Below are 23,314 nucleotides of genomic sequence, written 5' to 3' on the forward strand. Positions count from 1 at the left end.
CGGCTAGACTTGGGCGTTGATCCCGCTGCAATCCCCGGCGGCGGGTACCCCCTCAAGCATGAGCGCTGCAACGGCGCCGCGGAGAATCTTCATGGATCAGCTCGACGACATCCTCAACCAGGACATCGACCCCACCGAAACCCGCGAGTGGATCGACTCGCTCGACGCGGTGATCCATCACGACGGCACCGAACGCGCGCATTTCCTGCTGGAGAAGATGGTCGACACCACCCGCCGTTCGGGTGGCTACCTGCCGTTCAACCCGACCACCGAATACGTCAACACGATCCCGCCCAGCCAGGAGGCGAAGTGCCCCGGCGACGCGGCGATGGAATGGCGCATCCGCTCGCTGATCCGCTGGAACGCGATGGCGATGGTGGTGCGCGCGAACCGCAAACCGGGCGAACTGGGCGGGCACATCGCCAGCTTCGCCTCCAGCGCGACGCTGTATGACGTCGGCTTCAACCATTTCTGGCGCGCGCCGAGCGCCGATCACCCGGGCGACCTGATCCTGCATCAGGGCCATTCCAGCCCGGGCATCTACGCACGTTCGTTCCTCGAAGGCCGCCTGGCCGAGGACCAGCTCGACCTGTTCCGCACGGAAGTGGCCGGTCACGGCCGCGCGTTGTCGTCGTACCCGCATCCGTGGCTGATGCCGGACTACTGGCAGGTGCCGACGGTGTCGATGGGCCTGGGCCCGATCCAGGCGATCTACCAGGCGCAGTTCTTCAAGTACCTGGAGCACCGCGGGCTGGTGCCGAAGAGCGACCGCAAGGTCTGGTGCTTCATGGGCGACGGCGAGTGCGACGAACCGGAGTCGCTCGGCGCGATCTCGCTGGCCGGCCGCGAAGGCCTGGACAACCTGATCTTCGTGATCAACTGCAACCTGCAGCGCCTGGACGGTCCGGTGCGCGGCAACGGCAAGATCATCCAGGAACTGGAAGGTCAGTTCCGCGGCGCCGGCTGGAACGCGCTCAAGGTGGTCTGGGGCAGCTACTGGGATCCGCTCCTGGCGCGCGACAGCAAGGGCGTGCTGCACAAGCTGATGATGGAAACCGTCGACGGCGAGTACCAGGCGTGCAAGGCGTTCGGCGGCGCGTACACGCGCGAGCACTTCTTCGGCAAATACCCGGAGACGCGCGAGATGGTCGCCAACCTCAGCGACGACGACATCTGGCGGCTGAACCGCGGCGGCCATGATCCGCACAAGGTCTACGCGGCCTACCACACGGCGGTGAACACCAAGGGCATGCCCACGGTGATCCTGGCCAAGACGGTCAAGGGTTACGGCATGGGTGCGGCCGGCGAGTCGCAGAACCCGACCCACCAGCAGAAGAAGCTGGACGACGGGTCGGTGCGGCATTTCCGCGACCGCTTCCAGATCCCGATTGCCGACGACAAGCTGCATGACGTGCCGTACTACCACCCGGGCAAGGACTCGCCGGAAGTGCAGTACATGCTGGAGCGCCGCCGGGCGCTCGGCGGTGCGTTGCCGCAGCGCCGGCGCAAGGCCGAGGCCAAGCTGAAGGCACCGGAGCTGTCGGCGTTCGAGCAGATCACCAAGGGCACCGGCGAGCGCGAGATCTCCACCACGATGGCGCTGGTGCGCGGCATCAACCTGCTGTTGCGCGACAAGCAGCTGGGTGAACGCGTGGTGCCGATCGTCGCCGACGAGGCGCGCACGTTCGGCATGGAAGGCATGTTCCGCCAGATCGGCATCTATGCGCCGTTCGGCCAGAAGTACAAGCCGCAGGATTCCGACCAGCTGCTGTACTACCGCGAGGACCAGAAGGGCCAGGTGTTGCAGCAGGGCATCAGCGAGGCCGGCGGCATGGCCTCGTGGATGGCCGCGGCGACCAGCTACTCGGTCAGCAACCAGGCAATGCTGCCGTTCTTCATCTACTACTCGATGTTCGGCTTCCAGCGCGTCGGCGACCTGTGCTGGGCCGCCGGCGACATGCGCTCGCGCGGCTTCCTGGTCGGCGGCACCTCGGGTCGCACCACGCTCAACGGCGAGGGCCTGCAGCACGAGGACGGCCACTCGCACCTGATGGCCGGCGCGGTTCCGAACGTGAAGTCGTACGACCCGACCTTCTCCTACGAAGTGGCGGTGATCCTGCAGGACGGCGTGCGCAGCATGCTGCAGGAGCAGGAGGATCATTACTACTACGTCACCGTGATGAACGAGAACTACCCGCACCCGGACATGCCGAAGGGTTGCGAGGAAGGCGTCATCAAGGGCATGTACCTGTTCAAGGATGGCGGCAAGCCGAAGAAGGGCGAGCCGCGCGTGCAGCTGCTCGGTTCCGGCACGATCCTGCGCGAGGTGATCGCAGCGGCCGAATTGCTGGAGAAGGACTTCGGCGTGAAGGCCGACATCTGGTCCTGCCCCAGCTTCATCGAGCTGCGTCGCGACGGCTTCGATGCGGAGCGCTGGAACCGCCTGCATCCGGAAGCCGAGCAGCGCGTGCCGTACATCACCGGTTTGCTGGAGGGCCGCTCGGGTCCCGCGATCGCCGCCACCGACTACGTGCGCGAATACGCCGACCAGATCCGCGCGTTCCTGCCCGACGGCATGCGCTACACCGTGCTCGGCACCGACGGCTTCGGCCGTTCGGACACGCGCGCGCACCTGCGCGATTTCTTCGAGGTCGATCGTTACTGGATTGCGCATGCGGCGCTGGCCGCCTTGGCGAAGGACGGCAAGATGAACGCGAAGGACGTCAGTCGCGCGATCAAGGAATACAAGCTCGACCAGGACAAGCCGAATCCGCTGACGGTGTGACGCCGCCGATCCCGCCGCGTCGCCGCGGTGGGGTCACGACGGCCGGGACAGCGCGTCCTGGATCGCCTCCAGGCCATGGCCGCGCGTCTCGATGCCGCTGCGCGCGAGCATCCAGCCGGCCGCCGCCATCGGCAACGCGATCAACAGCGCCGCCATGCCGGCCGGCATCAGCTGGCCCATCGCCATGCCGACGAGGCGATAGTGCATCGGCGCGGCCATGGCCAGCATCGGCAGGTGCGCCGGCGGTGCGGCCGGGCCGCGGCCATGCTGCAGGCCGTTTGGACGGCCGAACAAAAACCCGCCAATGGCGGGTCTTGTTGGTGTGCCGGCGTCGCTTGTCGCGCGAACCAGGTCAGTCGTCGTCGCTGCGGAATGCGCGGCGCAGCAGCAGGAACGCACCGATCGTGCCGGCGACGATCGCCAGCGTGGCGGCCGGATGACGGTTCACCTGGCGGCGCAGCCGGCGGTAGTGGTAGTTCGCCTCGTCGGCAAGGTCCTCGGCGGCCCGGCTCAGCTGCTCGCCGTAGGCGGCACGCTTGCCGAAGCGCTCGCGGATGCGGCGGCGGCCGCGCTCAAGCAGATCCCTGGCGTTGCTGCTGACGCCGTCGGCGTAATAGCGTGCGCGTTCGCCGGCACGTTCGGCGGTGTCGTGGAGCTGGCTCTCGATATCGTTCTTGCGCATGGGGCTTCTCCTTTGCGGCTGGCCTTGCAGGCTGCCAGCCGCGTCGTGAGCGAGGCGTAAACAGGGGCCGCTCGCGCGCGGTTTCGTTCAGCCAAGCCGGTACTCGCCGCCCCGCTCCAGCGCACGCCGGTACGCCAGCCGGTCATGGATGCGCTGCAGGAACGCCGACAGGCGCGGGTAGCCCGCATCCAGCCCGCCGCGGGCGGCGAACGCTTCCAGCGGAAAGCTCAACTGGATGTCGGCGACGCTGAACGCCGCACCGGCGAACCATTCGCCGTCGCCCAGCTCGCTTTCCAGATAGTCCAGGTGCAGCTTCAGCTGTGGATCGACGAAGCCGCGCTGCACCTTGCGTGCGATGCTCTTCGCGATGGTCCTCGTGTGTAGGAGCCCGCTTGCAGGCGATGCTTCTCACGGGACGACCGGACATTCGTCTGTTGAGAGCCGAGATTCGAAGAGCATCGCCCGCAAGCGGGCTCCTGCACGGGAATGCTAATGACTCAGTAAATTTCGCCCACGCAGCAGCGCAGGCTGCCGCCGGCCTTCTCGATCTCGCCCAGCTCCACGGCGCCGATCGCAAAGCCGTAGCCGGCCAAGGCCTCGCGCTGGTCGTCGGTCAGGGTGGCAGCGGCGCGGGCGCTCATCCACACGCGGTCGTCGGACAAGGTGATCGCATTGCCGGCAAACGCCTGCTTCTGCGCCGGGGTCAGCCAGATCGCGCGGTCGCCGTAGGCGTGGGCGATCGCCTGCGCCGCCGCCACATCGCGAAAACCGTCGGCGGCGATGATCACGGCGCGGCTGGCCAGTAAGGTCAGCACCACGTTGGTGTGGTATTCGGTGTCGGCCAGTTCGAAGCAGTAGGTCAGGCGCAGGTCGAAGGCCTTGTGCATCGCCTGCGCACCGGCCATGTCGCAGCGTTCGCTGAGGCCGCAATAGCCGACGCCGCGGGCACGGTCGACGATCAGCGAACCGGTCAGCTCGGCGACCAGGTCGTCGCAGGCGGACAGGTCGATCTCGTCGTAGCCCAGCATCTCGCCGAAGAACGCGCGGATGTCGGTGCGCTCGGCCTCGCGCTGGCGCACCGCGTGGCGCATGCGGCCGACGATCAGGCGGCCCGGCGCCGTGGCGAACACGTTGTTCGGGAACACCGCGTCGGGCGTGGCCGGATCGCCGGGGAAGGTGATCACCGGCACGTCCGCGCGCAGTGCCTGCGCCAGCGCGCTGTGCTGGGCCAGCGCCCTGAGCGGGTCGACTGTGAGGCTCATGTCCATGTAGCGGTTGTCGAGCGCCGACTCCTCCGCCAGGGTGAACTCGGCGGGCGCGACCAGGAACGCCGCCCGCGCGGTCGCCGCGGCTTCCGGCAACGGGGCCAGGGCGGCGTAGGCTTCGAGGAAGTCGGTGGGCGAGGTGGTGATCATGTGACGGTTCCATGTGTCGGCCGACCCCAGAGGATACCGCTGCCGGCTCTTCGCGCGCTGCCTCCCCGGCGTGCAGCCGCCGGATCCGGCAAAGCATCGCGGCCCGACTCGTCGTTCAGCTGGCAGACCGGCAAATTGACAGGGTTTTACGCTTTGCCGATTAACGTGGGGACGTATTCATCTGCTGTTCGAGGCGAGTCCCATGGGCAGACAGGCACAACATGTCTACACCGATCCCGCCAGCATCCGGCAGCTGGAATCATTGATCGACGAATTGCCCGCCAACGGCCATGTCGTGCTGTTGCTGAAGGACGGCAGCAGCTGCGACGGCGTGGTCAGCATGCAACCGAGCGTGCAGATATTCCGCGATGTCGACGAACGCGTAGGCATCAACGCCCGGGTGCAACTGCAGCGTCCCGACGTGCCGGAGTGGAGCCGCCGCTTCTGGCTCGACCAGATCTTGCGGGTCGAACATCTGGACTCGTGCCTGGCCGGCGAAAGCTGAGGCGGTGCCTCCATCAGTCAGTCGTAGCGGCCGCGTATAGAATCGGTATCGCGATGCTGGTTCATGGCGCCACTCGCATGCGCGGGAGGATGGCTCCGATCCGGGACGGATGGTGGGGTGGCGGGTAGAATCCGCCGGATGACCACGACCCGCGGCTTCGATCTCTACCAGCGCTGGCGGCGGCCATTCGAGGTCGGCGCCTGGCTGCTGTTTTTTGCGCTGAATGCGATTTTCAACAGCGTCGTTTCGCGGATCGACCATGCCGGCCGGGTGGCGGCGTGGGAACCGTGGGTGTGGGAGTGGAGCAGCACGCTGCTGTTGCTGGCCCTGCTGCCGGCGGTGATCGCGCTGGAACGACGCTGGCCGCTCCGCCTCGACAGCTGGCGGCGCAACCTGCCGGTGCACGTGCTGGCCAGTCTGCCGTTCAGCCTGCTCCACGTCGGTGGCATGGTCGCGCTGCGCAAGCTGGTCTACGCCGCCAGCGGCGGGCACTACCGGTTTGGGCCGTGGTGGCCCAACTTCGGCTACGAGTACCTCAAGGACATCCGCGCCTACTTCGCGATCGTCGGCATCCTGGTGCTGTACCGGCTGTGGCTGCTGCGCCAGCAAGGCGAGGCGCGGCTACTAGCCGAAGCGGACGAACAGGGGTTGCCGGTGGAATCGGTGGAGCGGCCCGAACGTTTCCTGGTGCGCAAGCTGGGCCGGGAATTCCTGCTCAATGCCAGCGAGATCGAATGGCTGCAGGCGTCGGGCAATTACGTGAACCTGCACGTGCGCGGGCGCGACTATCCGCTGCGCGCCACCATGGCCGGCATCGAGGAACGGCTGGATCCGGCGCGTTTCGTGCGGGTGCACCGCAGCCATTTCGTCAACCTCGACTACCTGGCCGAGATCGTGCCACTGGAAAGCGGCGAGGCACGCCTGCAGATGCGCGACGGCGTAAAGATCCCCTGCAGCCGCCGTTACCGCGCCGCGCTGCGCGGGCGTTTCGGCCAGCCGGATTGAGCCCGTGCGGTTGCATGGCGACGGCGGATCGTTCCAAGCTAGCCGTCTGTTCCCGTCAGGTATGCCGCCGATGAATCCCGCTTTCTCCCGTTATGCCGTGATGGCTTTCTGCACCGCCTGGATGCTTGCCGGCTGTTCGCAACAGGGCAGCACGCCGACCGCCGAGCAGCAGCAGGCCCGGACGCAGGCGGCTGATGCGGCGCGCAACCTCGACACCTACCGGCAGTTGCTGCGCATCGGCAACGACGAGATGGCGGTGTCGATGGGCAAGGACATCGTCAAACGGTTTCCCGACAGCGACGCCGCGAAGGAAGTGCAGAAGACCTTGCCGGCGATCGAGAAGCGTTACACCGAGGTCAGCGAGAAGAGCCGGCTGGCCGGGCTGTGGCTGTACCAGGTGGCGCCGATGGCCGGCGGCACGCAGTCCACCGCCACCATCGAGAACAGCCAGCCGGCCGGCGGCGACCGCGTGCGGCTGGTGCTGCGTCGGCATACCAGCTGGGGCCAGAGCGTGTTCCTGTACGGCAGCAAGCCCGGCTTCGTCTGCCGCGGCAATTGCACCATCGCCACCACGGTCGACAGCAAGCCGGTGCGGATCAAGGCGTTCGCGCCGTCCACCGGCGAGCCGGCGCTGATGATCCGCGACGACCAGGCTTTCATCGGCATGCTGCGCAAGGCGAAGAAGCTCGGCATGGACGTCACCCTGGTCGACGGCGAGAAGAAGCAGGCGCTGGTTTACGAGGTGGGCGGTTTCGACCCGGCGAAGTGGGCCGTCGTGGGCAAGGGCGGCAAGAAGTAGCTTGTCCGCGCCGGGCGGCGTCAACCGAAACGGCGCCCATGCGTCTGGACAAAAGAGTCTCCATCGAGGACCGCCCCATGTCCAAGTCATTCCTGATCCCTGCCGGCGCATTGATGCTTGGCCTGTTGTGCGCCGGCTGCTCCAGCGTGCCCTACGCACAGCGCATGAGCGAGCGCCAGGCCGCCTATGCGGCGGCGGCCGGTGCGCCGGTGCGCAGCTTCCACTTCTTCAGCCTGTACTCGTGGGAGCCGCTGAGCGACACCGAACTGGCCGTCTACACGCAGCCGAACAAGGCGTGGCTGCTGGATCTCGGCGGCTGCCAGGAGCTGCTGTTCGTCAACAGCATCGGGCTCACCTCCAACATCAACCAGGTGATGGTGGGGTTTGACAAGGTGCTCACCGGACGGCACAACTTCCCCTGCACCATCACGCAGATTCGCCCGATCGACGTGAAAAGCCTGAAGCTCGCGCAGCAGAAGCAGCGGCAGATCGAGAGCGCGGCGCGCAGCGCGGACAAGCCGGCGGCATCGCAATGATGGGCGTCAGTGCAGGAACAGCTTCTCGGTGATCTTCGCCAGCGGCTTTTCCAGCACGGACTGCAGGCGCGGCGACAAGTCCAGTGGCTTGAGCAGCATCTTCACCGTCATCGCGGCCGGGATGTTCCGGCGCAACAGGCCCTGCGCGCGGTCGCTGATGCGGCGGAACTCGGCCTCGTTGCCCTGGTGCTGCGGGTAGCACTGGTTGAACACGTGGCGCAGCGCGATGTCGCTGTCCTCGCTCTTGATCTCGTTGACCCGGCGCAGGATCGCGCGGAACACCTTGTAGCGGCCGAAGCCCTCGCGCTCGCGGTACAGCCGGTAGTGCTGGTAGAAATGCTTGAAGTGGCGAACCTCGTCGCTCTTGATGTGGTTGGTCAGCTGCTTCAGCACCGGCTCGTCGGTGATCTGGTTGAGCGCGCGGTACAGGCTGGCGGTGCCGGTCTCCACCACGCAGCGCGCGGCCAGCTCCAGCCCGCGGCAGGGTTCCAGTTGCTCGGCCGTGCACACCGCGCCGTACTCGTGCCAGAACGCGGCGAAACCCTTGTCCCAGTCGAACTCCGGCCAGACCTTGCGCACGTAGGCGGCCAGCGCGCGGCCGTGCTGCAGTTCCTCGTGCTGCCAGTGCTGGCGGAGCCAGCCCTGCAAATCCTCATCATCGGCAAAATGGTCGATCAGGTTCTGCGTGTACAGGTCCGAGCCACTCTCGACGAACGACGAGCTGCACAGCAGGAAGAACAGATCCTCGTCGTGGCGCACGCGGGCAACCTCGATGCGGTCGAGGTCGATGCTTTCCAGGGTCCAGGGCAGGGCGGTGGAATAATTCAAGCGGATTTCCCGTGCGGCGATGGCCTCGTCGACTGACGGCCCGTCTTCAGGTGACAAGAAGATGACACAGGATACGGCCTGATCGCCGCAACGGATTAACGCCGGCCGACTTGCCGCCGTCCGGGGCCGCGCCTCAGCGCACCACCGTCACCGGCACATGTGCGCGCGCCAGCACGTTGCCGGACACCGAGCCGAGCAGCCAGCGGGCCAGCGCGCCGCGTTCGGTATGACCGATCACGATGTGGTCGACGCCGTGCTGCTCGATCTGGCTCAGCAGCACGTCGCCGGGGCTGCCGAGGGTCAGTTCGACGTCGATCAGGTCGGCCGCATCCGGCACGATCGCGGTCAGTTCCTGCAGCAACTCCTGCACACGCTCGGTGCCGGTATCGGCGATCATCAAGGCGCATGCGTCGGCGCCGCCCTCGGTGACCTGCAGCACCGACACCACGCGCACGCGGCCGTGGCTGCAGCGGGCCAACTCGACCGCGAACTGGAATGCACGACGGGAGGCGTCCGAGCCGTCATAACCCACCAGTGAATACTTGACCATGGTGCTCCTTCGCGTTGCCGGCATCGCAGCCACACCGAGTCTATGCAGGATGCGCGTCGCGCCACAACCTCCGGGCGACCCGCTGCGCGTCGATGGCAGTCTGCGCGGCGCTTCGTTATTGCGGCATCAAGGACGGGAACCTGAACGGCGATCACGCGCCTGCACGCGACTATCACGCTGCCCTGCACAACCTGCCGTCACCACGCCACGGATGCCGATGCTTGCGGTGCATCCGCGGCGGCGTGACGAATCCCATCCGCAGAGCTTTGAGGAGACGACGATGATCAAGCGTACTTTTGGAATAGCTGCTCTGGTATTGGCCTGCGCGGGTGCCATGACCGTGCTGCCGGCCAGCAATGCACAGGCCGCCGGAGCTTCGGTGAAATGCGATCTCGTATACAACCTGTCCGGTTGGTCGCTGATCTACAAGCATGCCGAAGGCAGCGGCACGATCACCTGTGACAACGGCCAACGCGCGAACGTGAAGATCAGCGTGGTCGGTGGCGGCCTCACCGCCGGCAAGTACCACATCGACAACGGCAAGGGCGAGATCAGCAAGGTGCACGACATCTCCGACGTGTACGGCGACTACGCGCAGGCCGGTGCCGAGGCCGGCGTGGTGAAGAGCGGCAGCGCGCAGGTGCTGACCAAGGGCACCACCTCGCTGGCGCTGTCCGGAACCGGCGAAGGCGTCAACCTGGGCGTCTCGGTGGGCAAGTTCACCATCAGCAAGCGTTGATGCCGCTGCAGGCATGACGAAGAAGGGCGCCCCGGCGCCCTTCTTCGTGGGTACGCGTAAACTGTGACGGTTGCTTCCAGGTTTTCCCCTTCCCCGAACCGGAGATCCCGTCATGCGCCGCCTTTCCTGTCTGCTCGTGTTGACCCTGCTGTGTGCGCTGGCCGCCCCGGCGTTTGCCGCCACCCCGCAGGTCGGCGAGACCGCCCCGAGCTTCCGCCTGCAGGACCAGAACGGTCACTGGCGCACGCCGGCCGATTTCCACGGCCACTGGCTGGTGATGTATTTCTACCCGAAGGATTTCACCCCCGGCTGCACTACCGAGGTCTGCACGTTCCGCGATGACATCGCGAAGCTGCGCAAGGCCGGCGCCGAGGTGGTCGGGGTGAGCCTGGACGACGTCAAGTCGCACGCCGAATTCGCCGAAAAATACCGCGTGCCGTTCCCGCTGCTGGCCGACTCGGAGCACAGCGCTGCCACCAGCTATGGCGTGCTGACCTCGCGCATGGGCATGCACTACGCCAAGCGCACCACCTTCCTGATCGACCCACAGGGCAAGATCGCAAAGGTCTACGTGGACGTCGATCCGGAAAAGAACTCAGCCCAGGTGCTGGGCGACCTCGCCACGTTGAAGGCGGCACCCTGATGCCGCTGGCGGCGCGCGTCGACCCCGCGTCGGCGCGGCGCTTCTCGGCGTGGGCGGTCGGCCCGTGGGTGCTGCTGCTGTTCGCCGCGCTGGGCTTCGTGCAGTACCTGCGGCATGCCGAATACATCTACCTGGCTGCCGCCTTGCTGGTCGTCGTGGTGTGTGCCGGCTGCATCCTGCGTCAGGCGTGGGCGCGGCCGGCGATGCAGGTGCTGGCCGTGCTGCTGGCGCTATGGGCGCTGGCCAGCGGCGTGCTGATGCTGCAGCAATGGGGCGATTTCGACACCGCCAGGCAGCATGCGCTGGCGCAGCCGCAGCTGGGCGAAGTCGCGCTGTGGATGATCGCGCGGGCCGAACGCACCTGGCAGGTCGGCCTGGCGCTCAAGGCCGCGGCGATTCCGCTGCTTCTGTGGCTGGCCTGGCAATTGGGTCGGCCGGCGGTGCGCGCGCAGTTCCGTCCGCGCCCACGCTGAGCGACCAGTTCAGCGGCGGTTGCGGCAGCGTCGGCTATCGCTGGGTGAATCCATCTTCCGGGAATGAATCTCCATGCGTCTGCCGCGATTGCTGCTCCTGTTCGTCCTGTCATTCCTCACGCCGTGGCTGCACGCGCAGGACCTGGCGACCACCTGCCATGCCAGCAGCAGCTATGACGTCACCCTGAAACCCGGCAGCCTGCTGTTCGACCGGCCGGCGCCGGCGCCGTTCCATGTCGAGCTGCAGCAGGGCGCGCTGCGTACCGATGGCGCCACCGTGAAGCTGAATGCGGAAAACCAGGATCGGCTGGCCCTGTTCGAGCGCGACCTGCGCGCGCTGGCGCCGCGGGTGCGCACGGTAGCGCGCAACGGCGTGGACATGGCGACGCAGGCGCTGCGCACGGAAGCCGACGGCATGGGCCTGGGCGCCGATACCCGTGCCGAATTCAACCGTCGGCTGGATGCGCATGCGACCGAGCTGAAGCGGCGCATCTCGGTCAGCCAGAGCACGCACGACTGGCAGGGCGCCGCCGCCGACCAGGCGATGAACCAGATCGCCGGCGACTTGTTGCCGCTGCTGGCGGCCGATCTCGGCCAGCAGGCGATCAATGCAGCGCTCGGCGGCGACCTGCAGGCCGCTGCCAGCCTGCGCGATCGCGCCGCCGACCTCGCCACCGAGCTGCAGCCGCGCCTGCAGTCGCGCATGCAGGCGTTGCGCCCGCAGATCGAGGCGTTGTGCCCGTCGATCCAGCAACTCGCGGCCTTGCAGCAGGGCGTGCGCGGCAGCACCGGACAGCCGCTGGACCTGCTGCAGGTCCAGCAGTGAGCGAGACTGGCCGCCAGCTGACTGGCGGACGGTCCGTCGCGTGGGGTTAATCTCCCGCTAAGTGGGCGGGGGCGACGATGGCCCACCTCCCGTCGACCACCGATCTTCCATGCCGCGGCACCTGCCAGCATCCACCTGCCATACCCTGATCCGGCGCAGCATCGACCTGCGCCAGCTGTATCGCCATGCCGCGACGGCATGCGAACCGGGCTTGCGCATGGTGCTGAACGACAACGTGCACACGCTGGACCTGCTGATCGCCGACCTGCAGGCGCAGCTGCACGTCAGTGGCGGCAGGCCGTGTGCGCGTGGCAGCTGGCGCGGCACAGTCCATCGGCATCTCGCCGGCTGGCTGATGCGCACCGCTGCGCGCCGCGACCATGCATGGATCCACGCACTGGCGCATGGCGAGCGCGCGTTGTTGCAGCGCTTCGAGCAGGCCATCGCCGCTGCCCCGGCCGAGTCGACGCTGGTACTGCGTCGGCAATTGCCGCGTTTGCACGGCATCCACCTGGACATGCATAGTCTGGCCGGTACCGCACGCTATTGACCGGGGGGGGTGATGCCCGCGACCGCACAGGACGTCCTCGATTTCTGGTTCGCCGAAGCAGGCACTGCCCACTGGTTTGCCGCCGATGTCGCGTTCGATGCGCAGATCCGCGCGCGCTTCGGCGAAGCTGTGGAGGCTGCCGCCAACGGCCGGCTGGACGATTGGATGGCCACCCCGCCGGGCTGGCTCGCCTTGTTGATCCTGCTCGACCAGTTCCCGCGCAACCTGTATCGCGACGATCCGCGCGCCTGGGCAGCGGACGCCAGTGCGCAGCGCGTGGCGTTGTCGGGTTTGGCTCGTGGTGATGACCGGCAACTGCCCGCCGTGCAGCGCGTGTTCGCCTACCTGCCGCTGGAACACGCCGAGGACAGCGCGCTGCAGCAGCGTTCGGTGGAATTGTTCGAGGCGCTGTGCGCGCAAGTGCCGACGGAACAGCGCAAGCAGTTCGAGGAATTTCTGGACTATGCTCGCCGCCACCGTGAGGTGATCGCGCGCTTCGGCCGCTTCCCTCATCGCAATGCCACGCTCGGTCGTCCCAGCACACCGCAAGAGACGCTTTACCTGGCTCAGCCGGGCGCCGGTTTCTCAAACGCGGGATGACCGGCGGGGCTTGGGGTTTCAACCAGGCCATTCCAACCAGGCCATTCCAACCAGGCTATTCCAACCGGACCAGGGAGCAGGTCATGCGTATTCGTTTCGTCGTTGCGTTGTTTGCGTTCAGTGCCGCCGTGCAGGCGTCCAGCACCTTGCGCGTGGGCAGCCAGGTACTCACCGCCGGCGACAGCCGCGAACGTGTCGTCGAGCTGCTGGGCAAGCCCACCTCGAAATCGCATGCGCACAAGTCGCGCAGTCACGGCAGTCGCCGCGGCGGCGTTCGCGTGGTGGACAACCAGCAGGGCGGCGAGCAATGGCGCTACCGCCGCGGCGATCACGTCACCGTGGTGACGATCGTCGACGGTCGGGTCAGCGAGATCGAAGATAACCGGCTCTGAGGCGTCCCGCGTGGGCAGCTGGCCTGCACGCTGAGCCGTGCGTCGCGCAGACCGGTATGGGGCGCATGCCCGCCGACCTGCACGGCCCCGGGTTACTGCACCGTCACCGTGCGGCGGTTGTCGCTGGAGACCTTGTCGATCAGCTCGTTGTACGGATCGACGCCGGCCAGTGCGGGCAGGCCGTCGACGATCACGGTGACCGTGCTGTCGCCGTCGGGCAGCAGGCGCTTTTCCAGGTACAGCGGCGTGCCGTCCCTGCCGTCGCCCTTTGATGCGGCAAACACGCCGACCTCGATCGGGATGTCCGGCTTCGCCGCGGTTTCCTTGCCGGTGCCGTCGACGTGGACCTTGCCGGCGTGCACCTGCAGGGTCACTTCGTACTTGCCGTTCGGCAGCTTCTTCGCGCTGGCGTCGGTGAGGCGGTTGTCGAACAGGGTGATCTTCCAGAAAAAATCATCCAGCAGCGGCTGCCACTTCGGGTCGAGCGCCTTGCCCAGCGCATCCACGAATTCCCGCGAGGTGGTGTACGGCGGCTGCTGGAAACCCTTGTCGAGCAGGAATTGCTTCAGCACCGCGTTGAGCGTGCCCTCGCCGATGTAGTCCTGCAGCGCGTAGAACACCAGCGAGCCTTTCTTGTAGTGGATGTATTGCTGGTTCTCCACCTTCGCCAGCGGTTCCTCGGCCAGCTTCTCGGTGGCGCGTCCCGCCAGATAGCCGTCCAGTTCGTACTTCAGGAACTTGCGCATCTGATCGGCGCCGTATTTCTGCTTCATCACCATCAGCGCGGAGTACTGCGCCAGCGACTCGCTGAGCATGGTCGAGCCCTGCATGTTCGCGCCGATCACCCGGTGCGCCCACCACTGGTGCGCCACTTCGTGCGCGGTGACGTAGTAGGGATAGTCGATCTTGGACGGATCGCGCAGATCGGCGATGAAGCCGATCGACTCGGAGTACGGGATGGTGTTGGCGAACGACTGCGCGAAGCTGGCGTAGTTCGGGAACTCCAGGATGCGCAGCTGCTTGAACTGGTAAGGCGTGAAGTTCGCGTCGTAGTAGTCCAGCGAATCCTTCGCACCCTGGATCATGCGGTCCACGTTCCACGCGTGCGCCGGGTTGTAGTACACCGCGATGTCCACACCCTTCCAGTTCTCGTGCTTCACCGCGTAGCGCGCCGACAGGTACGAAAAGAACGGCAGCATCGGCTGGTTCATCCCGCCTTGCGTCATCGTGTAATGGAAATAGCGCCGGCCGTTGGCGGTCCATTCCTTCTGCAGCGTGCCCGGCGCGATGGCGATCTGGTCGGGCGCGGTCGATACGGTGGTGTCGAAGCTGATCCAGTCCGCGTCGTTGCTGATGTAGGTGTTCGCGCGGGCCTTCTCGTCGCCCAGTTTCGGCATCCGCGGCACCTCGGCGGAAAGCCCGTACTTGCGCCGGTCGTTGCGGTCGGTGAGCTGTGCCTGCGTCTGGTAGCCGAACTGCGGCATTACGGTGTTGTTGAAGAACGTGCCGTTGTGCGCGAGGAACTGGCCTTCCGGGCTGTTGGTGAAACCCTTCGGCGCGTATTCCAGGTCGAAGTCGAAGCTCATCGACGCGCCCGGTGCCAGCGGCGTCTTCAGCCGGTAGATGGTGTAGCCGGGCTCCTTGTTCGCGCTGACCGTGTCGTGCGGCGCGAAGTCCAGCGACTTCACGGTGAACTCGTCGTCGAAGTTCACGTGCAACTCGCTGATCGGCGCCGTGTGCTTGTTCACCAGAGTGTAGTGGCCGTGGATCTCCAGCCGGCGCCGGTACGGGAAGATATCCACGTCGGCCTTCACCGCGGTGATGCGCGGCTGCGGCAGGTCCTTGTACTTCGCGTATTTCTTCTCGTAGTCGGCGCGCTGGATCGTCTTCGCGGTGCTGTTCCGGAAGTGGTTCAGCACGTTCGTGTTGTAGTAGATCCACGCGCCGCTGCCGACGAACGCGAGCAGCACCGCAGCCAGCACGATCCTCGCCGGCGCGTGCAGCCGCGTGCGCGCCTCGTGCAGGCGCCCCCGCCACGACGGCTCGGTGCCGCGCACCCAGAACAGCGCGGCCAGCACCAGCAGCGCCACGGCGCAGCAGGCCCAGTAGAAGTCGAACCACAACGCGCCCTGGAGGAAATGCCCGAAGCCGTTCATGTCCGAATACGGCACGCCCGGTGCGTTGCCGTAGTTGTACAGATTCTGTTCCCAATGCAGCAGGTCGAAGCCGATCGTGCTCAGCACCAGCCACACGATGGTCAGCAGGTAGCCGAGGAATTTGTTGTTCGACAGTACCTGCAGGAACAGCGCCAGCACCGCCAGCAGCGCGAACGGGATCGCGTTCAATGCCAGCGTGGCCAGGTACAACCCGGGTTCCACGTGCGTATAGCCGTGGCCCAGCTGCCAGCCGATGCCCACGACGGCGCCAATCAGCAGGAACGTGGCGATCACCGCCAGCAAGGCGCCCAGCTTGGCGATCAGCGGCACCCAGTCCGGTACCGGGAACGCGTCGCTGACCTCGGCCGAGCGCTGGCTGCGTTCGCGCCATACCAGCTCGCCGGCGTAGAACGTGATGATGATGTACAGCAGCCACTGGAAGCCGCCGCGCACGTTCTCCAGCACCTGGTGCGTCACCGGCCAGGTGGCGGTGCCGTAGATCTGGCTGGACAGCGCGAGCGCGAAGATCAGGTTGAACAGCCCGAGCGCCAGCATGATCAGGAACGGCACCCCGCGCAGCACCCCCAGGGTGTCGAACACGAACTGCGTGCGCAGTTGCAGCAGATGCGCGCGCAGGTCGTCGGCCAGGCGCACCTTCGGCAGGGTCAGCGTGGCGGCGCTGGCTTGCGGGCGCAGCAGTGGCGGCTCCGCCCGCGGCTTGCGTCGCGGCAGTTGCAGGCCTTCGCGATTCGGCCGGAACAGCGCCGCGGCGACGCCCAGCATGGCCACGCCGACCGCGCTCCACAGCACCCGGTTGAACAGCAGCACGCCCGTCAGTGCTGGCAGGTCGTGGTTGGCCTGGTCCGCCGACCAGTAGCGCGTGACCAGGGCCAGGGTGCGGCCGCCGAACGGATCGAGCATGGCGGCGATGAAATGATTGTTGACGTCGCGGGTCAGCAGGCCGACGACGGAGTTCAGCACGAAGTAGACGATCAGGCCGATGTAGGTGGCCAGCAGCGAACGCGTGGTGGTGGCGAGCAGGAACAGCAGCGCGGCAATGAACAGCATGTCCGGCACCACCATCACGCCGAACGCCCACGCGTAGCCATGCCAGCTGGCCGGGCCCAGCCGCGTCGCATCGATCCACGGCATCAGGCCGCCGACCGCCACGCCCAGCGCGCAGGCCAGCATGACTGCCAGCGCGGCGAGATAGCCGGCGGCGAAGCGGCCGCCGAGGTAGGCGCCGCGGCTCATCGGCGTGGTGAAGAACAGCTCCGCGGTGCGATGGTCGAAATCGCGCAGCGCCGCGCCGGCCACGAACACCGTCACCAGGAAGATGCTGAGCACGGTGAGCACGCCGAGCAGCCGCGCGATCACCAGCGGCGCGTTGCGCAGCACGTTGCCGCTGGCGCCGCCGACGGTCACCGCGTCGGTGCTGACCAGCGCGAACGCCAGCGCGCCGAACACCGCCGCGACGATCCAGAACAGCGGCGCCTTCAGTTGCTGGCGCAGTTCAAAGCGAAGGATTTCGAGGAACATCGGTATTCCCGTCCGTGTTTCGGCAGCTGGCGTCAGGCGGCGCGGGCGACGGCCTGCGCGCGCAGGCGGCCGAAGTAGACGTCTTCCAGGTCGGGTACCACGGGTTCGAAGCCTTCTTCCGGCGACGCGTCGGCCAGCACATGCAGCAGGGTGCGGCCGCCGGCGAGGCGGGTGGACAGGATGTTCATGCGGGCGCGATAGCCGTCCAGCTCGGCCTTGTCGATCGTGCGCCGCCAGACTCGGCCTTCCAGCGAGCGGATCGCCTCGACCGGCTCGCCGGTCAGCAGTACCTGGCCCTGGCCGATGATCGCCATGTGCGAGCACAGGTCGGTGACGTCCTCCACGATATGGGTGGACAGGATCACCACCACGCGCTCGCCGATCTCGGCCAGCAGGTTGAGGAAGCGGTTGCGCTCTTCCGGGTCGAGCCCCGCGGTGGGTTCATCGACGATCACCAGCCGCGGGTCGCCGATCAGCGCCTGCGCGATGCCGAAGCGCTGGCGCATGCCGCCGGAGTAGGTGCCGAGCTTGCGCTTGCGCACGTCCCACAGGTTCACCTGGCGCAGCAGCGACTCGACCAGCTCCTTGCGCTCGCCCTTCACGGTGACGCCCTTGAGCACGGCGAAGTGCTCCAGCATCGCTTCGGCCGAAACCTTCGGGTACACGCCGAACTCCTGCGGCAGATAGCCGAGCAGGCGGCGGGTGGCCTGCTTGTCGGCGAGCAGGTCCATCCCGTCGAGCCTGATCGTGCCTTCGTCCGGATCCTGCAGCGTGGCGATGGTGCGCATCAGCGACGACTTGCCCGCACCGTTCGGGCCGAGCAGGCCGAACATGCCGTTGGGAATGTCCAGCGATACGCCGCGCAGCGCCTTCACGCCGTTGGCATAGGTTTTCGACAGGTCGCGTATCGTCAGCATGGGTGTCTTCCGGCGCCGCCCGTGCGGCCTGAGCATGCGGATCAGCCTAAGGCATGGATCGGGGCTGCGCGTGCGCTCAAGGTCATGCATACGCACGCGCATGGTGGCCGGAAAATCGGCGGAATCACCCGATCCGGGCATACGGACCGGGCGTGCCTTCGTTATGATTGAGGTCTTGTACGCGGCCGCCATCCCCGAGCGGCACGCCATCGCCAGCAGGAGTCACCATGGCCGACCTCAAAGAAGCCCGCGTTCCCGATATCGGCCACGCAGACGTCCCCGTCATCGAAGTGCTGGTCAAGGTCGGCGACCGGGTGGAGAAGGAACAGAGCCTGATCACGCTGGAGTCGGACAAGGCGACCATGGAAGTGCCCGCGCCGTTCGCCGGCACGGTGAAGGAAGTGAAGCTGAAGGTGGGTGACGAGGTGTCCGAGGGCGCGGTGATCGCCATCATCGAAACCGATGGCGCCGCCGCCGAACCGGCCGCGGCCAAGCCCACCGCGGCGGCTCCTGCTCCTGCCCCCACTCCCGCTCCTGCTCCTGCTCCTGCTCCTGCTCCGACACCTGCCGAGCCGAAGCCTTCGCCGATCGCCGGCCAGGGCGTGCAGCCGGGCAACGTGCCCGAAGGCGACGTGCCGCCGCAGGTGCGTCCGCCGATGGATGCCCGCATCGTGATGCCGGGCGATGCGCCGTATGCCAGCCCGGCGATCCGCGCGTTCGCGCGCGAGCTGGGCGTGGACATCCAGCAGGTGAAAGGCAGCGGCCGCGGCGGCCGCATCCAGCGCGACGACGTCAGCGCTTACGTCAAGCACGCGCTCGCCTCCGGTGCGCGCCCGGTGGGCGGCGGCGCCGCCTCGGTGGGCGGGTTGAACCTGCTGCCGTGGCCGAAGGTCGACTTCGCCAAGTTCGGCGAGATCGAGGAGAAGCCGCTGTCGCGCATCCAGAAGATCTCCGGCGCGAACCTGGCGCGCAACTGGGCGATGATCCCGCACGTCACCCAGCACGAGGACGCCGACATCACCGAGATGGAGGCGTTCCGCAAGCAGCTCGGCGCCGAGAACAAGGACCTGAAGATCAGCCCGCTGGTATTCCAGATCAAGGCGGTGGTGGCGGCGCTGAAGGCGTTCCCGCAGTTCAACGCCTCGCTCGACGACTCGGGCGAGAAGCTGATCCTGAAGAAGTACTTCCACATCGGCATCGCGGTGGACACGCCCGACGGCCTGGTGGTGCCGGTGCTGCGCGACTGCGACAAGAAGGGCCTGCTCGACCTGGCGCGCGAGCTGGGCGAGATCTCTAAGAAGGCGCGCGACAAGAAGCTCGGCCCGGCCGAGATGTCCGGCGGCTGCTTCTCGATCAGCTCGCTCGGCGGCATCGGCGGCACCTACTTCACGCCGATCGTCAACGCGCCGGAAGTGGCCATCCTCGGTGTCTCCAAGTCGGTGACGAAGCCGCTGTGGAACGGCAAGGAATTCGTGCCGCGGCTGGTGCTTCCCCTATCGCTCAGCTACGACCATCGGGTGATCGACGGCGCGCTCGCCGCGCGCTTCGCCAGCTTCCTCGCCAACCAGCTCGGCGACATCCGCCGGCTGCTGCTCTGACGGAGGCGATGACGATGGCGAACACGATCGAGATCAAGGTTCCCGACATCGGCGGCCACGGCAACGTGCCGGTGATCGAAGTGCTGGTGAAAGCCGGCGACACGGTGGCGAAGGAACAGAGCCTGATCACGCTGGAGTCGGACAAGGCGACCATGGAGATTCCCTCCAGCGCCGCCGGCGTGATCAAGGAGTTGAAGCTCAAGGTGGGCGACGAGGTTTCCGAGGGTGCGGTGATCGCCGTGCTGGAAGTGGCCGGGGATGCCGCGGCGCCGGAAGCCGCGGTGCCCAGGCCGGCTGCACCGGCAGCGCCAGCACCTCCGGCCGCGGCCCCGGTTGCACCGGCGCCGCAGGCCGCAGGCGGCTCCGGCCGCAAGGCCGACATCGAATGCAAGCTGGTCGTGCTCGGTTCCGGCCCCGGCGGCTACACCGCCGCGTTCCGCGCCGCCGACCTCGGCGTCGACACCGTGCTGGTGGAACGCTACGCCAGCCTCGGCGGCGTTTGCCTCAACGTGGGCTGCATCCCGTCCAAGGCGCTGCTGCACGCCGCGGCGGTGATCGACGAGGCCGCGGCGATGGTCGCGCACGGCGTCAGCTTCGGTGCGCCGAAGATCGACATCGACAAGCTGCGCGGCTTCAAGGACAAGGTGGTCGGCCAGCTCACCGGCGGCCTCGTCTCGATGGCAAAGCAACGCAAGGTGCGCACGCTCGAGGGCGTCGGCACGTTCGTCTCGCCGAACGAGCTGGAAGTGCAGACGAAGGACGGCGCGAAGCTGATCCGCTTCGAGTACGCGATCATCGCAGCCGGCTCGCAGTCGGTGAAACTGCCCTCGTTCCCGTGGGACGACGAGCGCATCGTCGACTCCACCGGTGCGCTGGAGCTGCGCGACGTGCCGAAGCAACTGCTGGTGGTCGGCGGCGGCATCATCGGCTTGGAAATGGCCACCGTGTATGCCGCGCTGGGCAGCGAGGTGACCGTGGTCGAGTTCATGGACCAGCTCATTCCCGGCGCCGACGCCGACTTGATCCGGCCGCTGGCCAAGCGTCTGGGCAGCCGGCTCAAGGGCATTCATCTGAAGACCAAGGTGGTCTCCGCCAAGGCCACCAAGAAGGGTATCGAGGTCGGCTACGAAGGCGACAGCATCCCCGCGACCACGCTGTTCGACCGCGTGCTGGTGTCGGTGGGGCGTTCGCCGAACGGCGGCAAGGTCGGCGCGGACAAGGCCGGCGTGGCCGTCACCGAGCGCGGCTTCATCAACGTCGACTCGCAGATGCGCACCAACGTGCCGCACATCTTCGCGATCGGTGACCTGGTCGGCCAGCCGATGCTGGCGCACAAGGCCACGCACGAGGCGAAGGTCGCCGCGGAAGTGGTCGCCGGCATGAAGAGCCACTTCGACGCGCGGGTGATCCCGTCGGTCGCCTACACCGATCCGGAAATCGCCTGGGTCGGCGTGACCGAGCGCGAGGCGAAGGAGAAGGGCCTGAAGGTCGGCGTGGGCAAGTTCCCGTGGGCCGCCAGCGGCCGCGCGATCGGCATCGACCGCACCGAAGGCTTCACCAAGCTGCTGTTCGACGAAGAAACCCACCGCATCGTCGGCGCCGGTATCGTCGGCGTGCATGCGGGCGACCTGATCTCCGAACTCGCGCTGGCGATCGAGATGGGCAGCGAGGCCGCCGACATCGGCCTGACCATCCACCCGCATCCCACGCTCAGCGAATCGATCGGCATGGCCGCGGAAGTGTACGAAGGCACCATCACCGACCTGTACCTGCCGAAGAAGAAGTGAACGTTCTGCTGCGCTCCGTCGCGGCACACGCATGACGAGGAGGTGGCCATGTCGCTGAAGGTGTGTCTTGCCGGCGCCACCGGCTGGGCCGGCTCGGAGCTGGCCCGCGGCATCGCCGCCACCGACGACCTCAAGCTGGTCGGCGCGATGGCGCGGCGGCATGCCGGGCAGAAACTCGGCGACGTGCTGGGTGAGGGCGGGCTCGATGCAACGATCTTTGCCAGTGCAGCCGAGGCGCTGGCGCAGCGCTGCGATGTGTTCGTCGAGTACACCCATCCGGACAGCGCGAAGGCGAACATTCTCGCCGCGCTGGAACACGGCGCGCATGTGGTGGTGGGTACCTCGGGCCTCACCGACGAGGACTATGCGCAGATCGACGCGGTCGCCCGCGAACGCCAGCGCGGCGTACTGGCCTGCGGCAACTTCGCGTTGACCGCGGTGCTGCTGATCAAGTTCGCCGAGATGGCGGCGAAGTTCATCCCGCAATGGGAAATCATCGACTACGCCAGTGCGGGCAAGCCTGACGCGCCCAGCGGCACCGTGCGCGAGCTGGCCACGCGGCTGGGTCGGGTGCGCCAGCCGCGGCTGGAAGTGCCGCTGGAGCAGACCGTTGGCCTGCGCGAGACGCGCGGCGGCACGCTGGCTGGCAGCCAGGTGCATGCGGTGCGGCTGCCAGGCTTCGTGATCGGCGTCGAGGCGATCTTCGGCATGCCGGAGCAGACCCTGAGCCTGCGTCACCACGCGGGCAGCGGTGCGCAGCCTTACGTGGGTGGCGCGCTGCTGGCCATCCGCAAGGTGTCCGGCCTGGTCGGCCTGCATCGTGGGCTGGATACCGTGCTGGAGTTGTAGCGCGTTTGCCACGCGGCCGCAGGAGCGCACCCTGTGTACATGAGGCAGGCGACTCAGCCCGTCTTTTCCGGTGCGCGCCGTTGCCACTGCCCCAGCAGCCAGGACGCGCCGAGGCAGCCGGCCAGCGCCAGCAACCAGCGGGTGGCCGGTGCGTGCGGGGGAGGCAGGAGCGCGACAAAGGATGGCAGCCACGCGCCGCCGTAGATCGCCACCACCACGCCCGCGGCCACGGCCAGGACCGTTGCCAGCGCCAGCGTCAGCGTGGCTTCGAAACCCGTCCCCGACGTTGTCCGTCGAGCCGGCGCGGCGGCGACCCGCGCGACCAGCTGCTGCGCGAAGTCCGCCGGCAGCGCATCCGGCAACGGTTCGCGCAAGGCACGCGCGAGCAGACGGTAGCGCCGGCTGCGCGCATCGTCGCCGGCGGGGTCGAGTTGCAGTCGCTCGCGCTGCATCGCGCGTTCTTGCGCCAGCCATTCGCGCTCATGCGCCGCGTCGTCGAAGGGAGGGATGTGGTCGTCGATGTGCTTGATCATGCTGCAACTCCGGTCCGCGTTTCGAGCGCGCCGCGCAGGCGCAGGCGTGAGCGGAACAAGTGGCTCTTGATGGTGCCGCTGGCCAGTCCGGTGATCCGGGCGATTTCCGGAATGGACGTCTCTTCGAGGTAATACAGAGTCAGCAGCGTGCGTTGCAAGGGCGGCAGCTGCTCGATCGCGGCGTGCAGGTGCCGCGCCGTTTCCTCATCCGCACAGGCCGCTTCCAGGTCGAAGCCGTCGCCGATGTTTTCGATCAGGTCGAAGCTGTCGTCGCTGTCGCGATCGACCAGCGGGATGCGCTTGTGCTGCAGGTGGCGCAAGGCGATGGTGTACGCCACGCGGCCGATCCAGGATTTCAGCGCGCTCTCGTAGCGGTACTGGTGCAGGCACTGGTGCACGCGCAGGAAGGTGTCCTGGCACAGCTCGCGCGCGTCCTCCGGGTTGCGCACCATGCGCTGGATGATGTGCCAGCACAGCCCCTGGTGTTCGCGCACGAGGCGTTCGAACGCGCCCGGCCGGTTGGCCAGCACGGCGTCGACCAGCTCGCGGTCGGGGCTGCTGCGGGTGTCATCCATGGGGCAAGGGATACGCGCAGGCGGGAAACGGT

General features: G+C 67.2%; 25 protein-coding genes. 15 read left to right on the plus strand and 10 right to left on the minus strand.

Annotated elements, in window-relative coordinates:
• The first annotated feature begins 91 nt into the window (after positions 1-91).
• Positions 92-2,785, plus strand: a complete 2,694-nt coding sequence (aceE, locus tag ABD024_RS02565; RefSeq protein WP_343849298.1) for a pyruvate dehydrogenase (acetyl-transferring), homodimeric type — start codon at positions 92-94, stop codon at positions 2,783-2,785.
• Positions 2,786-2,818: 33 nt separating this feature from the next.
• On the opposite strand, the gene ABD024_RS02570 is transcribed toward aceE, so the two are convergent.
• The 4 genes from ABD024_RS02570 to ABD024_RS02585 all read right to left on the minus strand — a co-directional run bounded on the left by ABD024_RS02570 (position 2,819) and on the right by ABD024_RS02585 (position 4,882).
• Positions 2,819-3,079 (minus strand): hypothetical protein, encoded by a 261-nt coding sequence (locus ABD024_RS02570; protein ID WP_343849300.1) that lies wholly within the window; start codon positions 3,077-3,079, stop codon positions 2,819-2,821.
• Positions 3,080-3,137: 58 nt separating this feature from the next.
• On the minus strand, positions 3,138-3,467 hold the full coding sequence (locus ABD024_RS02575) for a hypothetical protein (protein WP_343849302.1): 330 nt from the start codon (positions 3,465-3,467) through the stop codon (positions 3,138-3,140).
• 87 nt (positions 3,468-3,554) lie between these two features.
• Positions 3,555-3,812: a glutathione S-transferase C-terminal domain-containing protein gene (locus ABD024_RS02580; RefSeq protein WP_425543114.1), complete on the minus strand. Its 258-nt coding sequence runs from the start codon at positions 3,810-3,812 to the stop codon at positions 3,555-3,557.
• A 152-nt stretch (positions 3,813-3,964) separates the two neighbouring features.
• Complete coding sequence (locus ABD024_RS02585; RefSeq protein WP_343849304.1) at positions 3,965-4,882, minus strand: arginine deiminase-related protein; 918 nt, start codon at positions 4,880-4,882, stop codon at positions 3,965-3,967.
• A gap of 202 nt (positions 4,883-5,084) precedes the next feature.
• Here ABD024_RS02585 and ABD024_RS02590 point away from each other — a divergent pair, with 202 nt between their 5' ends.
• From ABD024_RS02590 to ABD024_RS02605, 4 genes are all read left to right on the plus strand, one after another.
• A complete protein-coding gene (locus ABD024_RS02590) occupies positions 5,085-5,387 on the plus strand; it encodes a DUF3247 family protein (protein WP_343849306.1) in 303 nt (100 codons plus the stop codon).
• A gap of 138 nt (positions 5,388-5,525) precedes the next feature.
• The gene (locus ABD024_RS02595) at positions 5,526-6,392 is read left to right on the plus strand and encodes a LytR/AlgR family response regulator transcription factor (protein WP_343849309.1); all 867 of its coding nucleotides are present in this window, start codon (positions 5,526-5,528) and stop codon (positions 6,390-6,392) included.
• Between the two features lie 70 nt (positions 6,393-6,462).
• Positions 6,463-7,191, plus strand: coding sequence for a hypothetical protein (locus tag ABD024_RS02600; RefSeq protein ID WP_343849311.1), 729 nt, complete (start codon positions 6,463-6,465; stop codon positions 7,189-7,191).
• A 77-nt stretch (positions 7,192-7,268) separates the two neighbouring features.
• Positions 7,269-7,727, plus strand: coding sequence for a DUF6491 family protein (locus tag ABD024_RS02605; RefSeq protein ID WP_343849313.1), 459 nt, complete (start codon positions 7,269-7,271; stop codon positions 7,725-7,727).
• Between the two features lie 6 nt (positions 7,728-7,733).
• Here the strand turns inward: ABD024_RS02605 and ABD024_RS02610 are convergent, their stop codons facing one another.
• On the minus strand, positions 7,734-8,555 hold the full coding sequence (locus ABD024_RS02610; protein WP_343849315.1) for a ferritin-like domain-containing protein: 822 nt from the start codon (positions 8,553-8,555) through the stop codon (positions 7,734-7,736).
• A 133-nt stretch (positions 8,556-8,688) separates the two neighbouring features.
• The gene (locus ABD024_RS02615; protein WP_056388004.1) at positions 8,689-9,105 is read right to left on the minus strand and encodes a universal stress protein; all 417 of its coding nucleotides are present in this window, start codon (positions 9,103-9,105) and stop codon (positions 8,689-8,691) included.
• A 280-nt stretch (positions 9,106-9,385) separates the two neighbouring features.
• Between ABD024_RS02615 and ABD024_RS02620 the strand changes: the two genes are divergently transcribed.
• From ABD024_RS02620 to ABD024_RS02650, 7 genes are all read left to right on the plus strand, one after another.
• Entirely contained in the window at positions 9,386-9,844 is a 459-nt protein-coding gene (locus ABD024_RS02620) for a hypothetical protein (RefSeq protein ID WP_343849318.1), read from the plus strand.
• Positions 9,845-9,956: 112 nt separating this feature from the next.
• Positions 9,957-10,487 (plus strand): peroxiredoxin, encoded by a 531-nt coding sequence (locus ABD024_RS02625; protein ID WP_343849320.1) that lies wholly within the window; start codon positions 9,957-9,959, stop codon positions 10,485-10,487.
• Complete coding sequence (locus ABD024_RS02630; protein WP_343849322.1) at positions 10,487-10,960, plus strand: hypothetical protein; 474 nt, start codon at positions 10,487-10,489, stop codon at positions 10,958-10,960. The genes ABD024_RS02625 and ABD024_RS02630 overlap by 1 nt, the downstream gene beginning before the upstream one ends.
• A gap of 73 nt (positions 10,961-11,033) precedes the next feature.
• Positions 11,034-11,786: a DUF2884 family protein gene (locus tag ABD024_RS02635; protein ID WP_343849324.1), complete on the plus strand. Its 753-nt coding sequence runs from the start codon at positions 11,034-11,036 to the stop codon at positions 11,784-11,786.
• 109 nt (positions 11,787-11,895) lie between these two features.
• The gene (locus tag ABD024_RS02640) at positions 11,896-12,336 is read left to right on the plus strand and encodes a DUF2383 domain-containing protein (protein ID WP_343849326.1); all 441 of its coding nucleotides are present in this window, start codon (positions 11,896-11,898) and stop codon (positions 12,334-12,336) included.
• A 12-nt stretch (positions 12,337-12,348) separates the two neighbouring features.
• On the plus strand, positions 12,349-12,936 hold the full coding sequence (locus tag ABD024_RS02645) for a DUF924 family protein (RefSeq protein WP_343849328.1): 588 nt from the start codon (positions 12,349-12,351) through the stop codon (positions 12,934-12,936).
• Positions 12,937-13,019: 83 nt separating this feature from the next.
• Positions 13,020-13,328: a DUF2845 domain-containing protein gene (locus ABD024_RS02650; protein WP_343849330.1), complete on the plus strand. Its 309-nt coding sequence runs from the start codon at positions 13,020-13,022 to the stop codon at positions 13,326-13,328.
• A 92-nt stretch (positions 13,329-13,420) separates the two neighbouring features.
• Here ABD024_RS02650 and ABD024_RS02655 read toward each other — a convergent pair whose 3' ends face one another.
• Positions 13,421-17,023, minus strand: a complete 3,603-nt coding sequence (locus ABD024_RS02655) for an ABC transporter permease/M1 family aminopeptidase (protein ID WP_343849332.1) — start codon at positions 17,021-17,023, stop codon at positions 13,421-13,423.
• A 32-nt stretch (positions 17,024-17,055) separates the two neighbouring features.
• Positions 17,056-17,940: an ABC transporter ATP-binding protein gene (locus tag ABD024_RS02660; protein ID WP_343849334.1), complete on the minus strand. Its 885-nt coding sequence runs from the start codon at positions 17,938-17,940 to the stop codon at positions 17,056-17,058.
• Between the two features lie 227 nt (positions 17,941-18,167).
• Here ABD024_RS02660 and aceF point away from each other — a divergent pair, with 227 nt between their 5' ends.
• From aceF to dapB, 3 genes are read left to right on the plus strand one after another with little or no spacing between them, the layout of a single operon-like run.
• Positions 18,168-19,538, plus strand: a complete 1,371-nt coding sequence (gene aceF / locus ABD024_RS02665) for a dihydrolipoyllysine-residue acetyltransferase (RefSeq protein ID WP_425543115.1) — start codon at positions 18,168-18,170, stop codon at positions 19,536-19,538.
• Between the two features lie 14 nt (positions 19,539-19,552).
• A complete protein-coding gene (gene lpdA, locus ABD024_RS02670) occupies positions 19,553-21,325 on the plus strand; it encodes a dihydrolipoyl dehydrogenase (protein ID WP_343849339.1) in 1,773 nt (590 codons plus the stop codon).
• A gap of 48 nt (positions 21,326-21,373) precedes the next feature.
• A complete protein-coding gene (gene dapB / locus ABD024_RS02675; protein WP_343849341.1) occupies positions 21,374-22,174 on the plus strand; it encodes a 4-hydroxy-tetrahydrodipicolinate reductase in 801 nt (266 codons plus the stop codon).
• 53 nt (positions 22,175-22,227) lie between these two features.
• Here the strand turns inward: dapB and ABD024_RS02680 are convergent, their stop codons facing one another.
• A complete protein-coding gene (locus ABD024_RS02680; protein WP_343849343.1) occupies positions 22,228-22,707 on the minus strand; it encodes a hypothetical protein in 480 nt (159 codons plus the stop codon).
• The gene (locus ABD024_RS02685) at positions 22,704-23,282 is read right to left on the minus strand and encodes an RNA polymerase sigma factor (protein ID WP_343849346.1); all 579 of its coding nucleotides are present in this window, start codon (positions 23,280-23,282) and stop codon (positions 22,704-22,706) included. Before ABD024_RS02685 ends, ABD024_RS02680 begins: the two co-directional genes overlap by 4 nt.
• Positions 23,283-23,314: the final 32 nt, after the last annotated feature.

Source organism: Rhodanobacter soli (assembly GCF_039523495.1).
GTDB lineage: Bacteria > Pseudomonadota > Gammaproteobacteria > Xanthomonadales > Rhodanobacteraceae > Rhodanobacter > Rhodanobacter soli.

Coding starts and splice junctions, on each gene's coding strand:
- aceF (WP_425543115.1), top strand. CDS start 18,168: ATGGCCGACCTCAAAGAAGCCCGCGTTCCCGATATCGGCCACGCAGAC.
- ABD024_RS02660 (WP_343849334.1), bottom strand. CDS start 17,940: ATGCTGACGATACGCGACCTGTCGAAAACCTATGCCAACGGCGTGAAG.
- ABD024_RS02630 (WP_343849322.1), top strand. CDS start 10,487: ATGCCGCTGGCGGCGCGCGTCGACCCCGCGTCGGCGCGGCGCTTCTCG.
- ABD024_RS02595 (WP_343849309.1), top strand. CDS start 5,526: ATGACCACGACCCGCGGCTTCGATCTCTACCAGCGCTGGCGGCGGCCA.
- ABD024_RS02625 (WP_343849320.1), top strand. CDS start 9,957: ATGCGCCGCCTTTCCTGTCTGCTCGTGTTGACCCTGCTGTGTGCGCTG.
- ABD024_RS02685 (WP_343849346.1), bottom strand. CDS start 23,282: ATGGATGACACCCGCAGCAGCCCCGACCGCGAGCTGGTCGACGCCGTG.
- ABD024_RS02655 (WP_343849332.1), bottom strand. CDS start 17,023: ATGTTCCTCGAAATCCTTCGCTTTGAACTGCGCCAGCAACTGAAGGCG.
- ABD024_RS02575 (WP_343849302.1), bottom strand. CDS start 3,467: ATGCGCAAGAACGATATCGAGAGCCAGCTCCACGACACCGCCGAACGT.
- ABD024_RS02590 (WP_343849306.1), top strand. CDS start 5,085: ATGGGCAGACAGGCACAACATGTCTACACCGATCCCGCCAGCATCCGG.
- ABD024_RS02640 (WP_343849326.1), top strand. CDS start 11,896: ATGCCGCGGCACCTGCCAGCATCCACCTGCCATACCCTGATCCGGCGC.
- aceE (WP_343849298.1), top strand. CDS start 92: ATGGATCAGCTCGACGACATCCTCAACCAGGACATCGACCCCACCGAA.
- lpdA (WP_343849339.1), top strand. CDS start 19,553: ATGGCGAACACGATCGAGATCAAGGTTCCCGACATCGGCGGCCACGGC.
- ABD024_RS02585 (WP_343849304.1), bottom strand. CDS start 4,882: ATGATCACCACCTCGCCCACCGACTTCCTCGAAGCCTACGCCGCCCTG.
- ABD024_RS02635 (WP_343849324.1), top strand. CDS start 11,034: ATGCGTCTGCCGCGATTGCTGCTCCTGTTCGTCCTGTCATTCCTCACG.
- ABD024_RS02650 (WP_343849330.1), top strand. CDS start 13,020: ATGCGTATTCGTTTCGTCGTTGCGTTGTTTGCGTTCAGTGCCGCCGTG.
- ABD024_RS02620 (WP_343849318.1), top strand. CDS start 9,386: ATGATCAAGCGTACTTTTGGAATAGCTGCTCTGGTATTGGCCTGCGCG.
- dapB (WP_343849341.1), top strand. CDS start 21,374: ATGTCGCTGAAGGTGTGTCTTGCCGGCGCCACCGGCTGGGCCGGCTCG.
- ABD024_RS02680 (WP_343849343.1), bottom strand. CDS start 22,707: ATGATCAAGCACATCGACGACCACATCCCTCCCTTCGACGACGCGGCG.
- ABD024_RS02600 (WP_343849311.1), top strand. CDS start 6,463: ATGAATCCCGCTTTCTCCCGTTATGCCGTGATGGCTTTCTGCACCGCC.
- ABD024_RS02605 (WP_343849313.1), top strand. CDS start 7,269: ATGTCCAAGTCATTCCTGATCCCTGCCGGCGCATTGATGCTTGGCCTG.
- ABD024_RS02645 (WP_343849328.1), top strand. CDS start 12,349: ATGCCCGCGACCGCACAGGACGTCCTCGATTTCTGGTTCGCCGAAGCA.
- ABD024_RS02615 (WP_056388004.1), bottom strand. CDS start 9,105: ATGGTCAAGTATTCACTGGTGGGTTATGACGGCTCGGACGCCTCCCGT.